This is a genomic window from Corynebacterium sp. HMSC063A05, assembly GCF_001809695.1.
Lineage (GTDB): Bacteria > Actinomycetota > Actinomycetes > Mycobacteriales > Mycobacteriaceae > Corynebacterium > Corynebacterium amycolatum.
Window position 1 is genome coordinate 17,124 of sequence record NZ_KV798511.1, and the last position, 14,911, is coordinate 32,034.

Here is a 14,911-nt window from a genome sequence, read left to right on the forward strand (position 1 = left end):
TTTAAAGAACACCTTAGTGTCTTCCTAAGATGTTCTCATACTACCCGTAAAATCATGGGGGGACATGATAGGGTGGAAGGCCGTTGGAAAGGGCGTGTGCATTACATGGAATTCAGCATTGGCGATACCGTAGTTTATCCGCACCACGGAGCTGCGAAAATCGAAAACATCATTGAACGAGAGCTTAACGGTGAGACCGTTCAGTACCTCGTACTGCAAATTCTGCAGAGTGATCTGAATATCCAGGTTCCCGCCAAGAATGCCGAGTTGGTTGGCGTCCGCGACGTTGTCGGTGAAGAGGGGCTGCTAAAGGTCTTCTCCGTTCTGCGTGAGACCGATGTGGAAGAGGCCGGCAACTGGTCCCGCCGCTACAAGGCCAACCAGGAACGACTGGGTTCGGGCGATATTAACAAGGTCGCTGAGGTAGTCCGTGACCTGTGGCGCCGCGATCAGGACCGCGGTCTGTCCGCCGGTGAAAAGCGTATGTTGAGCAAGGCTCGCCAGGTTCTCGTCGGTGAGCTCGCGCTTGCCGACGGCGTTGATGAGGCCAAGGTCGAGGAAGTCTTTGCCCGCGTCGATGCCACTATCGAACGTCACCGCACACTGGCACAGGAAGGTGCCGCTGGTGAGAAGAAGGATGAAGCCGACGATAAGCCGGTGGACCTGGACGCAGACGCATAAGTCGTTTCCCTTCCCCGGTTCCTTCCAGTAGGGATTTTCTGCACTTTTCCGGTTAACGGCTAGCGCACACACATTGCCCGTGTGCGCTAGCCGTTTTCTCTTTTTCACCCGTATCTATTTCCCCGCTATGCTCGGGGCTGTGACTTTTCAAATCTTCGATACCGCAACCCGCCAACTGAAGGATTTTGAGCCTCTCCGCGAGGGGCATGCCTCCATTTACCTGTGCGGTGCGACCCCGCAGGCTCAGCCGCACATTGGCCATGTTCGTTCCGGCGTGGCCTTTGATATCTTGCGCCGTTGGTTGATTGCCAAGGGGTATGACGTCGCGTTTGTGCGTAACGTCACCGATATCGATGACAAGATCTTGAATAAGGCCGCCGAGCACGGCCGCCCTTGGTGGGAGTGGGTCTCCCGCTTTGAGCGCGAATTTACCTGGGCCTACAACCAGCTCGGCGTTCTTCCGCCGAGCGTTGAGCCGCGCGCTACCGGACATGTCACTCAGATGGTGGAGTACATGCAGCGTCTGATGGATAACGGCTTCGCCTACGCTGTCGATGGCAGCGTCTATTTCGACGTGGACGCCTGGTCCAAGGCTGAAGGCAGCGACTACGGTAGCCTGTCCGGCAACCGCGTTGAGGAGATGGAGCAGGGCGAGACCAATACTCCGGGCAAGCGTGGCGCGCACGATTTTGCGCTGTGGAAGGCCGCCAAGCCGGGCGAGCCCTCCTGGCCGACGCCGTGGGGCAATGGGCGTCCGGGCTGGCACCTGGAGTGCTCGGCCATGGCCACCTACTACTTGGGTTCGGAGTTCGACATCCACTGTGGCGGTCTCGACCTGCAGTTCCCGCATCATGAAAACGAGATTGCGCAGTCGCACGCAGCTGGCGACGGCTTTGCCCGCTACTGGATGCACAATCACTGGGTCACCATGTCCGGTGAAAAGATGTCGAAGTCGCTCGGCAACGTTTTGTCTGTGCCGCACATTTTGACCATGGTTCGTCCGGTTGAGCTGCGTTACTACCTCGGCAGTGCGCACTACCGCTCCGTGCTGGAGTACTCCGAGGAGGCTCTGCAGGAAGCGGCAGCGGGCTACCGTCGTATCGAGGCGTTTATGCACCGTGCCGTCGATAAGCTCGGCGATATCGAAATCGGTGAGTGGACGCCGGCGTTCGAAGCAGCGCTCGACGACGACCTCGCTGTCCCGCGCGCGCTCGCAGAAATCCACAACGCTGTTCGTGGAGGCAATCAGGCGCTTGCCGACGGCGACGAGACCAAGGCCAAGGAGATTGCCGGTGCTGTCCGCGCTATGGCCGCAGTCCTTGGATTCGATCCGCTGAATGAGCAGTGGGCAACCTCCGATTCCGGTTCTGATGCAGCAATGCATGCGCTCGGTGTGCTGGTTGAGCACCAGTTGGAGGAACGCACCCGGGCTCGTGCAGAGAAGGACTGGGCTACGGCTGATGCTGTGCGCGACCGCCTGAAGGAAGCGGGTATCGAGGTAACTGATACCGCGGATGGTCCAGCATGGTCTGTCGCTGACTAGGGCTGAAAAGCTGGCTTTAGGCTAAAGAAAACTATTAACAACAGGAAGCAGGTAGCTATGGCAGGCAACGGTCGTCGTGGTGCAGTGCGCAAGGCAAGCAAGAAGAACGTTGGCGGCTCCGGTGGCCAAAAGCGTGGCTTGCGTGGCAAGGGGCCGACCCCGAAAGCAGAGGACCGCGTTTATCACGCAGCTCATAAGCGGGCGAAAGAGAAGCGCCGCCGTGACTCGGGGCGTCATGAGCGCAAGGGGGATGGCACCGAGCTGGTAGTTGGCCGTAACCCGGTCGTGGAGTGCCTGCATGCAAAGGTGCCAGCGGCCGCGCTGATTGTGGCGCTGGGTACCGACAATGACGAGCGCCTGCAGGAGTCAGTGCGTATTGCTAACTCCCGTGGTATCCCGATTCGCGAGGTACCCCGCCACGAGTTGGACACCATGACCGGCAACACCATGCACCAGGGTATCGGCCTGCAGATTCCGCCGTACAAGTACGCATCTGTCGAAGATCTGATTGATTCTGTGGCCAAGACCGGTGAGCCGGGCCTTATCGTCTGCCTGGATAACATCACTGATCCGCGTAACCTGGGTGCGGTCATTCGCTCGGTGGCGGCCTTTGGTGGTCACGGTGTGGTGATTCCGGAGCGTCGCTCGGCTGCCATTACGGGCGTCGCCTGGCGTACCTCTGCTGGTACTGCTGCGCGTCTGCCGGTTGCGCGGGCGACCAACATGGTGCGCTCGCTCAAGCAGTTCCAGAAGGCTGGTTACCAGGTCGTTGGACTGGATGCCGGTGGCGATCACACTCTGGACACTTACGACGGCACCACCCCGGTGGTTGTGGTCGTCGGCTCCGAGGGCAAGGGACTTTCGCGCCTGGTGCGCGATACCTGTGACACCATCATGTCCATTCCGATGACCGGTTGGGTTGAGTCGCTCAACGCTTCCGTTGCTGCCGGCGTGACTCTGAGTGAGTTTGCCCGCCAGCGCCGGGCAAAGAGTAGCCAGTAGCGCATTTGATACCCCCGTAGGCACCATTACCAATTCGTCATAGTAATGGCGTTTACGTGGGGTATTTTGCGTTCTAAATGGCGGCCGGTACTTATGGCTACCCCCAGTAGTTCAGCGCTTTAAAGATAATTCTATTTCCGGCGTGCGCTGCAGAAATGACGGCGTTATTATCACTTCCAACAGAAAATTATCCGTAGTTTCCTGAAGGGGAGGGCGGGCAAATCATGCTCCTAGAAATGGGGGCGTAATTGGCCGTAATTTAGGGATGCTCACGGACCTAGCGGTGGCTTGTACAGCTAGCTTTTGGGTCACTGAGATGTCAGACCACGACATCCTCAGCGTTAGTTTTTCTGTCTGCCGGGTCACCCCATTTCGGCAGCCTCGCAGTCTTAAAAAGAGCGGGGGTATTGGAGTCTGCTTTTAGAGAATCCAGTAAAAATACGGGCAGCCCCTCGGTGGCGAGAGGGGAGGTGGACGCACCTTCTCCGCAATCGTCACTCGAGGAGCTGCCCGATGTTTTTGTTGTTTTAAAAGCCACTCCGAAAAGCGTATGTGTCTATTTGCTCCACTTGGCAGCCTGAACGTCGTCACGCGTTGCCTTACGCGACTGCACCGTTCCGATGGCGTAGCAGGTCAGGTAGATGACGAACGCGATTGTTGTCACTAGAACGCTGACCGGGATGCCCGGTGCGAGCGAGAGGACGATGCCGCCGACAGCCGCGACCTCGGCGAAGATGGTCGACAGGATGATGGCCTTCACCGGCGAGGCAGTGACGAATGCGGCCGCGGCACCCGGGGTGATAATCAGGGCGATGACGAGCAGGGAGCCGACAATTTGCACGCCCTGGGCGGCGACGAGACCGGTGAGAATCGCGAAGTAGATCGATAGCGCCTTGACGTTGACACCACAGGCGGCGGCCATGATGGGGTCAGCGGAGGCGAATAGCAGCGGCCGCCATTTCCAGGCAACGCCGCCGACGACGATGACCGCGACGATGGCCATCGTCCATAGAGAAGTGTCAGTCAGACCAATGATCTGGCCGGTGAGAAGTGAAAACGCGGTACTTGTCCGGCCAGGGTAGAGGTGGATAAACAGCACCGATAAGCCCATGCCGAAGCTCAAAACCACGCCCACAACCGCATCTTGGCGCCCTCGAAGCGACAGTGCTGCCAGGACTATTGCGATGAGCACCGAGCCGATAATGGCGCCGCTGCTGACACTGACACCCAGTAATAGAGCCGCGGATGCGCCCATGAGTGCCAGCTCACTGGTGCCGTGGACCGTGAAGCTCATCTGCCGCATGACAATCAGGGGCGAGATGATGCCGGAAATTAGCCCAAGCAGTGCTGCTGCAATGAGGGCATTGTGGACGAATCCGACCTGGAGTAGGGCGGCGGTGTCGGAGAAATACTGAGCCAGTAGGGTCATTAGGCGATAACCAACTTTCCCTCGACACGGGCAACCACAATTTTGGTTTGGTAGAGCTCCGAGAGCGTCTCTGAGGTGATAATTTCCTCGACCGATCCGACCGCATGTCCATGCGGCGTCAGGTAGAGCACCCGGTCACAGACGCCCAGGATGGGGTTGATGTCGTGGGTGACAAAGACGACTGCCGTGTCATTTTCCCGGCGATGCCGGTCCAGGCGCTTGACCGTGGTTCGTTGTGCCGCAGGGTCGAGGGAGAGCAGAGGCTCGTCGCAAAGCAAAAAATCCGGCGCCGAAACGAGCGCCTGTGCCTGACGGACAAGCTGCTGCTGACCGCCAGAGAGCGTGCCGACACGACGGTCCGCAATACCCGTTGCGCCGACAAACTCCAGCATCTGGTCGGTGGCGGAGCGGTTCTTGCCGGCCGCCAGCTCGACGAGGTCGCGAACCCGAATGGGCAGCGAGGGCTCGAACATCCGCTGCTGCGGAATGTAGCCCAGGTTTCCGTCGACTTTTACTGAACCGTGAGTCAGCCGTCGCATGCCAAGGGCGGTGGTCAGCAGCGTGGATTTGCCGACGCCGTTCGGACCCAGGATGGCCAAGAACTCGCCGGGCTCGATATCCAAATTCAGACCGGACCACAGCGGTTCGACGGCTGCGTCAGTAAAAGTCAGTGAGGGCAAAGTTATGCGGACTCCATATCGGAAAGGGTTTGCTTGTAGAGGTCAAAGAACGACTGGTCAGTGCTGGGTGACTCAAAAACATCGACGATTTTAACGCCCTTTGCTTTGGCTGCCTCGACGAGTCGCTGCGAGACCTGGTCGTGGGTCTGTGGCGAGTCGATGAGGTAGTCCAGCTCGCCGGACTCGATCAGCTTGAGCATTTCATTGACATCGCTTGCCGACGGCTCGGACTCATTCAGCGTGGACTGACGGTAGCCCTTCGGGGTGATGTCCTTGATCTTCGTGTCCTTCAGGATGTCATCGGCCAGCGGGTGAACCTGAGCAACCTTAGCGGCCTTGAGCTTGCTCTTGGCCTCTTCGATGTCCTTGATTTCCTTGTCGACAGCCTTGGTGTCGGCCTTGGCGCCCATCTTGGTCAGAGCTTCGGCGAGCTGCTCTGCAGTTTCTTCAACCGCATCGGTGTCGTACCAGACGTGCTCGTTGGCCTCGCCATCGTGGTGGTGCTCGTGGCCTTCGTGGTCGCCATGGTCGTGGTCGTGGCCGTCGTGGTCATGGCCTTCGTGGTCGTGATCGCGGCCCTCGTGATCATGGTCATGTTCATGGTCATGGCCCTCGTGATCGTGATCGTGATTGTGGCCCTCTTCCTGCGGCAGCGCAGAGATGATGACCTTATCCTTTGCGTCACGCAGAGAGGAGGTCAGCCATGCGTCGTAATGCCCGCCACCTGCGACGAGAATATCGGCGTCCTCTACCTTTGCCATGTCGGCTGCGGCCGGTTCGTAGGAGTGAGGATCGATGTCGTTGGACGCGATAATCGGGTCGATGGCGACCTTCTCGTCGTCGGTGACTGCGTCGGCGACGTCCGCCCAGACCTTGGTGGAGGTGACCACCTTAATGGTGTCTTCGGACTTGTCCGCGGACGTAGCGCTGTCATCATTGCTGGAGCATGCGCCGAGACCTGCGACGAGGCCGGCGCTGGCGACTAGCGCCGCGATGCGCGTGGAAAAGCGTGCCTTCATATATGTATCCAATCCTGTTGCGGGCTGAATTATTTCCTCTATTCAGCTCCTGAGTATTAACCGCTATTGAAAACAGTTGTCTTTTAGTTCAAAGAATATAGTAGGGGCTGCGGAGACCCAGTCACAAGGCGGATCGCTGCCGGAGTGGCAGAAATGACAGTCGCGCACATTCGTTGGGTAAAGTTGTCCGCGATTAGATGCGTGTAATGCTCGTTGCAGTTCTTTTCCATAAAACTGAGGTTTTCTACCTGAGGTAGATGAGTGAAGATAGCTGAGCGCGCAGTCACTGTTGGTTTTTCAAGAAGGGTCGGTATTCCGTGCAAAGTCGGCGTCGTCGTGGCACCTTGGCTTCCATCGCAGCAGAACTTGGGGTCTCGCGCACGACTGTGTCCAATGCTTACAACCGCCCTGACCAGCTCTCAGAGAAGTTGCGCGAGCACATCCTGGAAACGGCGGAGAGGCTTGGTTATCCGGGGCCGGACCCAATGGCTCGGGGTCTGCGCATGCGCCGGGTTGGCGCCATCGGCGTGCTGTTCACCGAGCACCTCCCATTCGCTTTTGAAGACCCTGCGTCGGTGGATTTTCTCGCCGGCCTTGCAGAAGAGCTCGGCGAAATGGGCGACTCCATGTTGGTCATCCCAGCTTCCTCCGAGGAGGGCGGGGACGTAGATCTCAATCTGATTCGGCAGGCGGTGGTCGACGGCTTCGTGGTCTACTCCGTCGCGGACAACGATCCGTTCCTCGCTGCGGTGCGCGCTCGCGGCTTGCCGACGGTCGTGTGCGACCAGCCTGCAGATGCGGCGGCTCTACCGTTTGTGGGCATCGACGACCGTGAGGCCATCAAGCCCGCGGTGCGGCACCTGACTGAGTTGGGGCATAGGAAGGTGGGAATCCTTTCGGTGCGCTTGTCGCGTACCCCGAACTCGGGATATGTTACGGAGAAGCGACTGGCAGAAGCTCATCACCAGGTGCAGAAGAATCGTGTCGAAGGTGCGCTGGAAGCGCTTGCCGAGGCCGGTATTCAGCAGGCAGATGTGCCCATCATCGAGCGTCACCTCAATGACCGCGAGAACAACCGCGATGCGGCTCGCCAGCTGCTGACCGACAACCCAGATCTCACGGCGGTGGTCTGCACTACCGATACTCAGGCAATTGCGGTCTTGGAATATGCCAAGGAGAACGGAATTCGTGTTCCGGAGGATCTGTCCATCACCGGCTTTGACGGAATTGAGCGCGCCCTCTTCCACAACCTGACCACCGTGATTCAGCCGAATAGGCAGAAGGGCATTGCCGTCGGCCGCGCGCTGGCCGAGGAGCTTGAGGCCGCACACGAGGACAGCGGTCGCGCTCCGCGCGTCTTGCTAGAGACTGAGTTTGTCGTTGGAGCGACAACTGCAGCGCCGTCGGTACCGTCAGCCGGGTAGCGGGCACGAGGGTAACAACATCGTGGCGCTATCGGAGGTTCCTGGGGTGGTAAACCCCACCTCGTCTTTACTGTGTTCGGATTCAGATTAAGGTCTATTACATGACAGATTCAACAAATTCGAGCACCGACCGATCAGCTGCGGCTCTCAATAGTCCGGAAGCTACCCGCGACGACCATGTCGAACTTGGTGGCCCCGTCGAATTGGATGAAATGTCTATCCGTGGCGCGATGAGTGAGTTCACCACTGGCGTGACCATTATCGCCACCGAGGATGAAGGCGAGGCGTACGGTTTTGCCTGCCAGTCTTTTTCCTCTCTCAGCCTCACTCCACCGATGGTTCTGTTTACTGTCATGAAGACCTCGCGGTCGTGGCCGCACATACGGAACGCTGGACGTTTCTCCGTCAACGTGTTGGCTGAGGATCAGGAGGATATCTCGGCAGCCTTCGGTCGCAGTAATGGAGAAAAGTTCAAGACGGGGAAGTGGACCCGCTCTGAGCTGGGCAACCCTTTACTGCACGGCTGCTCCGTGTGGATTGATTGCACCGTCGTCGATGTTTACGAAGGCGGCGATCACTGGATTGTGACGGCGGATATTGTGGCTATCGGCAAGCGTGAAGAAATCAATCCGCTCATTTACCACCGCGGTTCTTACGCACGGGTTTCTCACCCCGGCATCGATGCGCCTGTTGATCAAAAGTGGCGTCAGCGCCCCTCGGTGTAACCCGAGGTTGTCGCAGTCCAGCCACGGCGATCCTCGCCTGGCTTGGTGTCTTTCATCTCTCGCATGCGCAGACCGTTGTTGTCCTGCTTGTAGGTGAATTCGCCCGCAACAATTTTGTGGAAGCGCTCCGAATAGGTCTGCGCCTGGTCTGAGCAGTCCAAACTGCGAGTCTGCTCCGGGGCGCCGAATTCGACCGCCTCGCCCTTCCACTGCAGCGAACCAGAGCCGTTGCCACAGGAATCAGCGAAAGTATATGTTGTCTGCCCCAGCGTAATAGTCGGTGCCTGCGTTCCGTCCGGCACACCGTGGGGCAGGTTTGGGTCATCAAAAATCGCGGTTATCTGCCACTGCTTGCCGACGATCTCCGCTGCCGGCTTTGCCTGGCATGCGGTAGCCGTCATGGACACCGCCGCAACGACAGCTACTGTGGCAACCGCCTTTTTCCCGCTCCGCCCCATGCTGCGTGACCCCGTTAGTTAGCTGCCTTCTTGGTGCTCTTCTTAGCAGCCTTCTTCGTCGTCTTCTTGGCGGCCTTCTTTGTAGCCTTCTTCGCCGTCTTACGAGTGGTCTTCTTTGCTGCCTTCTTGGCCGACTTCTTTGCAGTCTTCTTAGTGGACTTGCGTGTGCGCTTTGCGGTCTTCGGAGCGTTTTCCTTCTCGTACTCCTCGTGAACCTTCTTGAAGCTCAGGCCTTCCTTCTCCACTCCGAGCATGCACATCAGAGTGACGGCATCGTAAAAGTCCTCGGCGAAGGTAGCCACAATTCGCCGTGCGCCAGCAGCGGTCTTTTCTTCGACCTTGTGAAGAGCCTCGTTCTGAGCAGTGCGAGTGTCTGTGACCTTCGGTGGCACGAATCCTCCTGGCAAGCATGGCCTTAATTGCGCCCAATACACCTACTTCTGCCAGCCATCTCGCCATATGCTCCCGTCACTGAGCTCAACCGAGTTCAGCGGAGAAGGAATGGGATTGTGATGACGCAGTTTCGGCTTTAAGCGCTACTTACAATTCAAAAACCTAATTCTACCACGTTGTTGATAGGTCGCGCGGTGTGGACAATGCTCCCACGGTACGGCTAGTCCACGCGCGGGTTCATACCGCCCTTGAAGCGGTAGTTGCGTGGACGGCGAGGCTTGTTCCGCGGATTCACAGGACGGATGCGACGCATACCGGCCCGGATTGGACGGGTCAGGCCACTGTCTTCGCGCAGTGCGCGAGGGCGACGGAGCCTGCGCGCCATCCATTCACCGAGGACAATGCCCGCAGCTAGTGCCGTCGCAATGCCCAGCGCTGAGGCCAGCGCCGTAAACCCCTTGGTCGGGTGGTCGTGCAGCAGTGCGTGCATACCGCGGTAGATTGTCATACCCGGAAGCAGTGGGGTTACGCCTGCCACTGCCGTAATTAGCGGCGGGATGGACCAACGTCGTGCCAGCAGGCCACCGATGAGACCAATCAGTGTTGCTGCCGCGCCTGCGCTGGTCACCGGATGAACTCCCAGCGGAGTCAACACGTAGTAGTAGGTCATTGACCCCAACAGGGCGACCGTTCCGGACACTGCCAACGCAGTGAACCCAGCATTCGAGGCCAACGCAAATGCGATTGAGGCGGTAGTTCCCGCTATCACCCGCACTGTCGCCTGGGCCAGGTTGAGGTCGGAGCCCGCGATGACGTCGGGAAGCGGAATGCCCAGCATTCCAGAAAACTCGATGCCCATCGCGATGCCAGCGACGATGCCGCCGGTCAACAGCATGGTGTCGAAGAAGCGCGCTGAGCCAGTCACTGGCGCGCCGGTGATGCCGTCTTGCAGTGCTTGCACGAGGGTTAGGCCGGCGAGCATCACGATGATTCCCGAGGCAATTAGCCTGGATGGCTGCATTTCAAAGGGAAGGTATGCCTGTGCTGCATTGAGTACAGCAGCGGAGAGTGTGGCGATGAGACCGCCGACTGCGTTTTGGAAGAATGTGGGCAACTCGCGGGCGGCAAGCTCGCCAATCACAATGACAATGGCCAGTGTGACGGCAGCCGCGATGAGAGCGACCTCGAAACCAGAGCCGAGTAGCACTGTCACAGATGAGGCCAGCAACGCCCAGCCAGCGTAGATGACGCGGAGGCGGTATTTTGCGGGCTCACGCTCGACCTTGTCGATAGCCTCAATAGCCTCCTCCAGGCTCAGATGGCCCGCGCGAATTCGGCGGATGACACGGTCCGTGTGGCGCAAGCGCTCGAAGTCGGGCACTGGTGCGGTGACTACGCGCATAGCCGTAATTGGTGTGCGGCGGGCACCGATGAGGTGGTAGACCGTCACCGAGGTCAACGTGATGTCAACCTGGATCTGGGTGAGGCCATAGGCTGAGGTCACGGTCTTAATCTGCAGCTCGGTGTCGCGGTTGCCCGAGCCACATGCCAGCAGCAGTCCTCCGATGCGAGCAGCGAGATCGAGTACGGCCGTAACCTGGCTGGGGTCGGAATAATCAATCGGTGCCAGCGGCAGTGGGGTAGTGGTCGAGTGCACTAGGTCGACAGTTGCCGTTGGGCCGGAAACGAAATCAATCACGCGCTGCTTGAAGGCGGACTGATTGTCGATTGCAGGAAACTGGGTCTGCGGAGTGTCGTCGTAAGAGACAGTGGGGTCAGCGGGGTAAGCGACAGCGGCTTCGGCATCGTAGGCATCGTCCTTCGCAGCGGAGTTTTCTTCGGCGTTGGATTTGTTGCCACCATCGAATGGCATGTCGGCACTTCCTTTCCCCGATACTGCCTGGGGTGCGTTGCAGCGCTATTGCAAAGACGAGTTCTAGAGGCGTTGCAGCAACATAGCCCCAGTGATTTAGCGATAGTCACACTACCCCGTCGGTGACGGAGAATCTCAATTCGTTTTCGGTGGGGTGAATTTACCTATCTGAGCGGGGCTTTTAGTGTGCAGAAAAGTGTTCAAGAAGTGCGGTTGCAGTATTCCTGTGGTGTCGTTTTTAACTTCTGCTTGCCAACCTGTACAATCGCCTGTCAGCGGCACAGCTGAGTTCGATTCTCAGGTTGACTCTGATTCTTTCGAGCCAGCGACGGCTAACGCCAAAAGGGTCGCTTTAAAGTTGCCGGGATGGCGCAATTGGTAGCGCAACTGATTTGTAATCAGTAGGTTACGGGTTCGAGTCCCGTTTCCGGCTCGAATGACCAGGTAGGAGCGATTTCCTACCTGGTTTTTTCGTCGGATGGTACTTTATTGGTACTTTTTCCCAGAAGCGTCTCGATAGCGGCACGATGGTCAACGGAGCGCGGTCGGTGAACGTAGTACCGCTCTGTTGTAGAAGATCGCGAGTGACCGAGCTGCAGTGAGGCGTCGTACAAACTTTGGGTATCTGTAATGGCTGTTGCAACGGCGTGGCGGAAGTCTCGCGCAGCAATCCTCTGTGGCAGCGCCGAGCGCACCTCTGGGGAGATTGCATCCCCGGATACGTCAGGGTCGCGGGCCCACTTCAGGAACCGTGCAAAGCCTGTTTTTACCGATTCGCCCCGCATGGGGCGCGTGGGTGGGTGACCTGGGAAAATGAACTCCGTTCCGTTCTTTTTCTTCCACTCTAGGAGCTCTGCAACGAGCAAATCGGGGAGCGCGACGAGCCCGCGAGAATTCCGCTCATCTCGTTTTTTCAGCCGCGCCACGTTCAGATAAATCAGCCCATCGCGTTCCTCTAAATCGTCCCAGCGGAGGTTCACAATTTCTCCCCTGCGAAGCCCTGTACCTGCATAAGCGAGGAGTGCGGGTGCTATCCAGGGGAGATTGTAGGCATGAGCCGCAGTCAAAAGCGCTACGATCTCTTCCGCAGTAGAGGATCGGTACTCCAGAATTCGCTCAGTAGGTGCAGGAGACGTTGCGGCAACAACGTTGTATGGCACTACCCCACGACGTGTCAGCCAGCGCCAGCAGCCACTCAGGATGGCTCTGCAGGAGCGGTGGATCCCCTGGCTTCGCGAGGTTAAAAATCTTTCCACCATCGGGGTTGTGACCTCCCCGACGCACAGACTTTTCATTTCAGGTTCTATGTGTTTCCGCAGATGACGCTTATAGACGCTCTTCGTATTCTCGTTGGAGATCTCGGAGTCGAGGTACATCTCAACCGCTTGGGGTACGGGGGTGCGGCGTGTGAGGTGGTCGTCAGCGTATCCACGCCCGGCCTCTATGAGGCGGCGGGCCTCTGCCTGGGCCGCTTCAATAGCCTCGGCCTTCAACCGTCTACGGCGTTTTACCTGTGCCCGTGTTCCATTGAGGTAACGGAACCGAATGATGACTTCCCAGCCTGCGGTGGTCCGCCTTGAGATGGGTTGCCCCATGCCTCCTGGCGCTATCTCGGTTTTCGGCATGATTCTATGCTCTTGGGAGTCTGTAAAAGAAACAAATACGGGGGGGTAGAAGACTCCAGATAGAGCCTCGATGCATGATTAACGACATGACTGAGGCGAATCATGACGCACTATCTCGGGACGAGAAGAAAAGGGAATCGAATGATTCGAGTGAAGGCAGAACTTGGGGATTCACCTTGAACAATCCTATGTTTTCGGTCGTATCTAGGTTCGTCAAGACCACGTTCTTCTATTTCCTGGGCATCGCTTTACTTTGGCTGCTCGGTTATTGGTTTGTTACGAGCGGGTGGGCATTCGGCTACGGGAAAGGAATGGGGGTCAAGGACGCTATGGGTGCAACCAGTGACAATGCTGGTCTCATCTCTGGAATCATCGCGCTGGCCGCATTACTTACTGCACTTGCTTCAATGGAGCAGCGTAAACAATCTGATGAGAGGACAGCGTTCTACAACAGGCTTCACTGGGCATTGGACAAGTTAGAGTCCGCTGATGACTCTAAACGTGAAGCGGCATTTGACCTAGCAAACAAGGTTTGGAACTCGCGAGTGAATGTAGAAGATGCTGACATTATGAACGCCTACAACGAACTTATGCGCGGCTTTAACGAAAAAGCGGAGCCGAAAAATACTGCCACCCCAGATGATGATGAGGGGGCGAAAAAGATAGCAAAAGAGGACGAAAAACAAGAAAATCCCACGAGGACAGTCGCGTTTCTGGGACGGACATGTAGTATGAGGATACAGAGAAGAAAGGGGCGAAAAAGATGACTGCTGCAACGCCAGTATCCCCGCGTGATGACCTGGATCGTAAGATTCAGCAAGCATACGAGCAGAACCGAAAGAGGATTGAAGAGGTTAAGAAGGAACCCACTCCATGGGAACTTGTAAAGGCATACTGGGAGCTATTTAAGGCAGCCTAGCGTGCCGATGAAAACGCTCGGATTTGCAAGATGGCATGTTCGAGCGTTTTTGGCATACAAAAACTCCTCTCACACGACTACTGGGGAGGGCAAGGAGGGGGGCTAAACACGCAGGTCAGTCCCGCTACTCAAAAATGAGCAGCTAGGAGAGCCGGCCCTCGGCGCGCAGTTTTCTGCGGGCACGATCCACAGTAGAGGTACCGACCCCCAGCGCATCGGCAATCTCCTCGCGCGTGCGCCCCGATTGGGTCATCAGGAGCACAGCGTCTAGACCGCGGGGTGTGAGCGCCCTGGGGCGACCGAGACGCTTACCGCGGCTTTTTGCAGCACGTAGGCCTGCGACAGTCCTTTCACTAATCAAATTTCTCTCGTACTCTGCGGCAGCCACGAGAACACCGAGTAGTAGTCGCCCTGTGGGGGTGGCCGCGTCTACGCCGTCGGTCAGTGAGACGAGGTTCACTCCGCGATTGTTCAGACCGTCCACGATTTGCAAGACCTCGGCCATGGATCGACCGATGCGATCTAGTCGCCAAATCACGAGTGTGTCGCCCTCCCGGAGAGTCTCCAGCAGCTGATCGCGCAGTGGTCGGGCCCCTACGGCGTAGCCCGAACCAGTCTCTGTGATGATCTCATCACAACCCGCGGCACGGAGTGCATCCACCTGTAAATCCACGATTTGGTCGGATGTAGATACTCGTGCGTAGCCCACCTTTTTGGTGGGCTTTTTTGGTGGTGCGGCACCTGCGGAAACCGCAACCTCCCCGACCCCACCACTAACGTCCGTTTTTGACGCTCCAGTTGCCATATCAAACCTCCTGAAATTCGGCCAGTATCTATCTCACAGTGTACCCCATAGTAGGGGTAGACATGTGGTAAAATGTGGACTATGGACAAAACAGAAAATAGCCCTGGCCTGCAGGTATTCGATACCGCGGGGAATGCCGTGGGGATTGAGAGTTTTTCAGACGCGCACCTGCGCGCAGATGCCGCGGAAATGAGGCGAAGGATTGCTGTACTGACTGAAATTGCGGGCGACCTGCGGACTGCAATGGAGCAGGCGATGGGTCTGGAATTGGAACTCGAACGACGAGAGAGGGAACGCGATGAAAACTGACCAGCCTGAGACGGTAGAGGGGCTGA

The 14,911-nt window shown here is 57.7% G+C and carries 16 protein-coding genes and 1 tRNA gene; 9 read left to right on the top strand and 8 right to left on the bottom strand.

All coding sequences use genetic code 11. The features are described from left to right. Positions 1–105: 105 nt before the first annotated feature. The 3 genes from HMPREF2651_RS10260 to rlmB all read left to right on the top strand — a co-directional run bounded on the left by HMPREF2651_RS10260 (position 106) and on the right by rlmB (position 3,226). Positions 106–681, top strand: a complete 576-nt coding sequence (locus HMPREF2651_RS10260; protein ID WP_038626586.1) for a CarD family transcriptional regulator — start codon at positions 106–108, stop codon at positions 679–681. Positions 682–820: 139 nt separating this feature from the next. Then, positions 821–2,224: a cysteine--tRNA ligase gene (cysS, locus tag HMPREF2651_RS10265; RefSeq protein ID WP_038629169.1), complete on the top strand. Its 1,404-nt coding sequence runs from the start codon at positions 821–823 to the stop codon at positions 2,222–2,224. 57 nt (positions 2,225–2,281) lie between these two features. Then, positions 2,282–3,226, top strand: a complete 945-nt coding sequence (gene rlmB, locus HMPREF2651_RS10270) for a 23S rRNA (guanosine(2251)-2'-O)-methyltransferase RlmB (protein ID WP_038626584.1) — start codon at positions 2,282–2,284, stop codon at positions 3,224–3,226. Between the two features lie 556 nt (positions 3,227–3,782). Here rlmB and HMPREF2651_RS10275 read toward each other — a convergent pair. The 3 genes from HMPREF2651_RS10275 to HMPREF2651_RS10285 are packed head-to-tail and all read right to left on the bottom strand — an operon-like array spanning position 3,783 to position 6,354. Beyond that, a complete protein-coding gene (locus HMPREF2651_RS10275) occupies positions 3,783–4,655 on the bottom strand; it encodes a metal ABC transporter permease (protein WP_038626582.1) in 873 nt (290 codons plus the stop codon). Beyond that, positions 4,655–5,335: a metal ABC transporter ATP-binding protein gene (locus HMPREF2651_RS10280; protein WP_049180933.1), complete on the bottom strand. Its 681-nt coding sequence runs from the start codon at positions 5,333–5,335 to the stop codon at positions 4,655–4,657. Before HMPREF2651_RS10280 ends, HMPREF2651_RS10275 begins: the two co-directional genes overlap by 1 nt. A gap of 2 nt (positions 5,336–5,337) precedes the next feature. Then, entirely contained in the window at positions 5,338–6,354 is a 1,017-nt protein-coding gene (locus tag HMPREF2651_RS10285; protein WP_070586052.1) for a metal ABC transporter solute-binding protein, Zn/Mn family, read from the bottom strand. A gap of 317 nt (positions 6,355–6,671) precedes the next feature. Here HMPREF2651_RS10285 and HMPREF2651_RS10290 point away from each other — a divergent pair, with 317 nt between their 5' ends. Further along, positions 6,672–7,778 (top strand): LacI family DNA-binding transcriptional regulator, encoded by a 1,107-nt coding sequence (locus HMPREF2651_RS10290; protein ID WP_038626578.1) that lies wholly within the window; start codon positions 6,672–6,674, stop codon positions 7,776–7,778. Between the two features lie 101 nt (positions 7,779–7,879). Then, positions 7,880–8,503, top strand: coding sequence for a flavin reductase family protein (locus tag HMPREF2651_RS10295; protein WP_038626576.1), 624 nt, complete (start codon positions 7,880–7,882; stop codon positions 8,501–8,503). Here the strand turns inward: HMPREF2651_RS10295 and HMPREF2651_RS10300 are convergent. The 3 genes from HMPREF2651_RS10300 to HMPREF2651_RS10310 all read right to left on the bottom strand — a co-directional run bounded on the left by HMPREF2651_RS10300 (position 8,485) and on the right by HMPREF2651_RS10310 (position 11,227). Beyond that, positions 8,485–8,961: an META domain-containing protein gene (locus HMPREF2651_RS10300; RefSeq protein ID WP_038626574.1), complete on the bottom strand. Its 477-nt coding sequence runs from the start codon at positions 8,959–8,961 to the stop codon at positions 8,485–8,487. The two genes, HMPREF2651_RS10295 and HMPREF2651_RS10300, sit on opposite strands and share 19 nt — an antisense overlap. Positions 8,962–8,975: 14 nt before the next feature. Beyond that, positions 8,976–9,353 (bottom strand): hypothetical protein, encoded by a 378-nt coding sequence (locus tag HMPREF2651_RS10305; protein ID WP_038626573.1) that lies wholly within the window; start codon positions 9,351–9,353, stop codon positions 8,976–8,978. 221 nt (positions 9,354–9,574) lie between these two features. After that, positions 9,575–11,227 carry a threonine/serine exporter ThrE gene (locus HMPREF2651_RS10310; RefSeq protein ID WP_038626570.1) on the bottom strand — a complete coding sequence of 551 codons (1,653 nt, stop codon included), beginning with the start codon at positions 11,225–11,227 and terminating at the stop codon, positions 9,575–9,577. A 360-nt stretch (positions 11,228–11,587) separates the two neighbouring features. Between HMPREF2651_RS10310 and HMPREF2651_RS10315 the strand changes: the two genes are divergently transcribed. After that, positions 11,588–11,660, top strand: a tRNA-Thr gene (locus HMPREF2651_RS10315). A gap of 25 nt (positions 11,661–11,685) precedes the next feature. On the opposite strand, the gene xerC is transcribed toward HMPREF2651_RS10315, so the two are convergent. Continuing rightward, positions 11,686–12,852, bottom strand: a complete 1,167-nt coding sequence (xerC, locus tag HMPREF2651_RS10320; protein ID WP_070586054.1) for a site-specific integrase — start codon at positions 12,850–12,852, stop codon at positions 11,686–11,688. 74 nt (positions 12,853–12,926) lie between these two features. On the opposite strand from xerC, the gene HMPREF2651_RS10325 reads away from it, so the two are divergent. Both HMPREF2651_RS10325 and HMPREF2651_RS11000 read left to right on the top strand, forming a co-directional pair. Then, complete coding sequence (locus tag HMPREF2651_RS10325) at positions 12,927–13,619, top strand: hypothetical protein (RefSeq protein WP_049180930.1); 693 nt, start codon at positions 12,927–12,929, stop codon at positions 13,617–13,619. Further along, entirely contained in the window at positions 13,616–13,771 is a 156-nt protein-coding gene (locus HMPREF2651_RS11000) for a hypothetical protein (protein WP_153246018.1), read from the top strand. Before HMPREF2651_RS10325 ends, HMPREF2651_RS11000 begins: the two co-directional genes overlap by 4 nt. A gap of 142 nt (positions 13,772–13,913) precedes the next feature. Here HMPREF2651_RS11000 and HMPREF2651_RS10330 read toward each other — a convergent pair whose 3' ends face one another. Then, a complete protein-coding gene (locus tag HMPREF2651_RS10330; RefSeq protein ID WP_053088404.1) occupies positions 13,914–14,576 on the bottom strand; it encodes a recombinase family protein in 663 nt (220 codons plus the stop codon). A gap of 81 nt (positions 14,577–14,657) precedes the next feature. Here HMPREF2651_RS10330 and HMPREF2651_RS10335 point away from each other — a divergent pair, with 81 nt between their 5' ends. Continuing rightward, complete coding sequence (locus HMPREF2651_RS10335; protein WP_049180929.1) at positions 14,658–14,885, top strand: hypothetical protein; 228 nt, start codon at positions 14,658–14,660, stop codon at positions 14,883–14,885. Positions 14,886–14,911 lie beyond the last annotated feature (26 nt).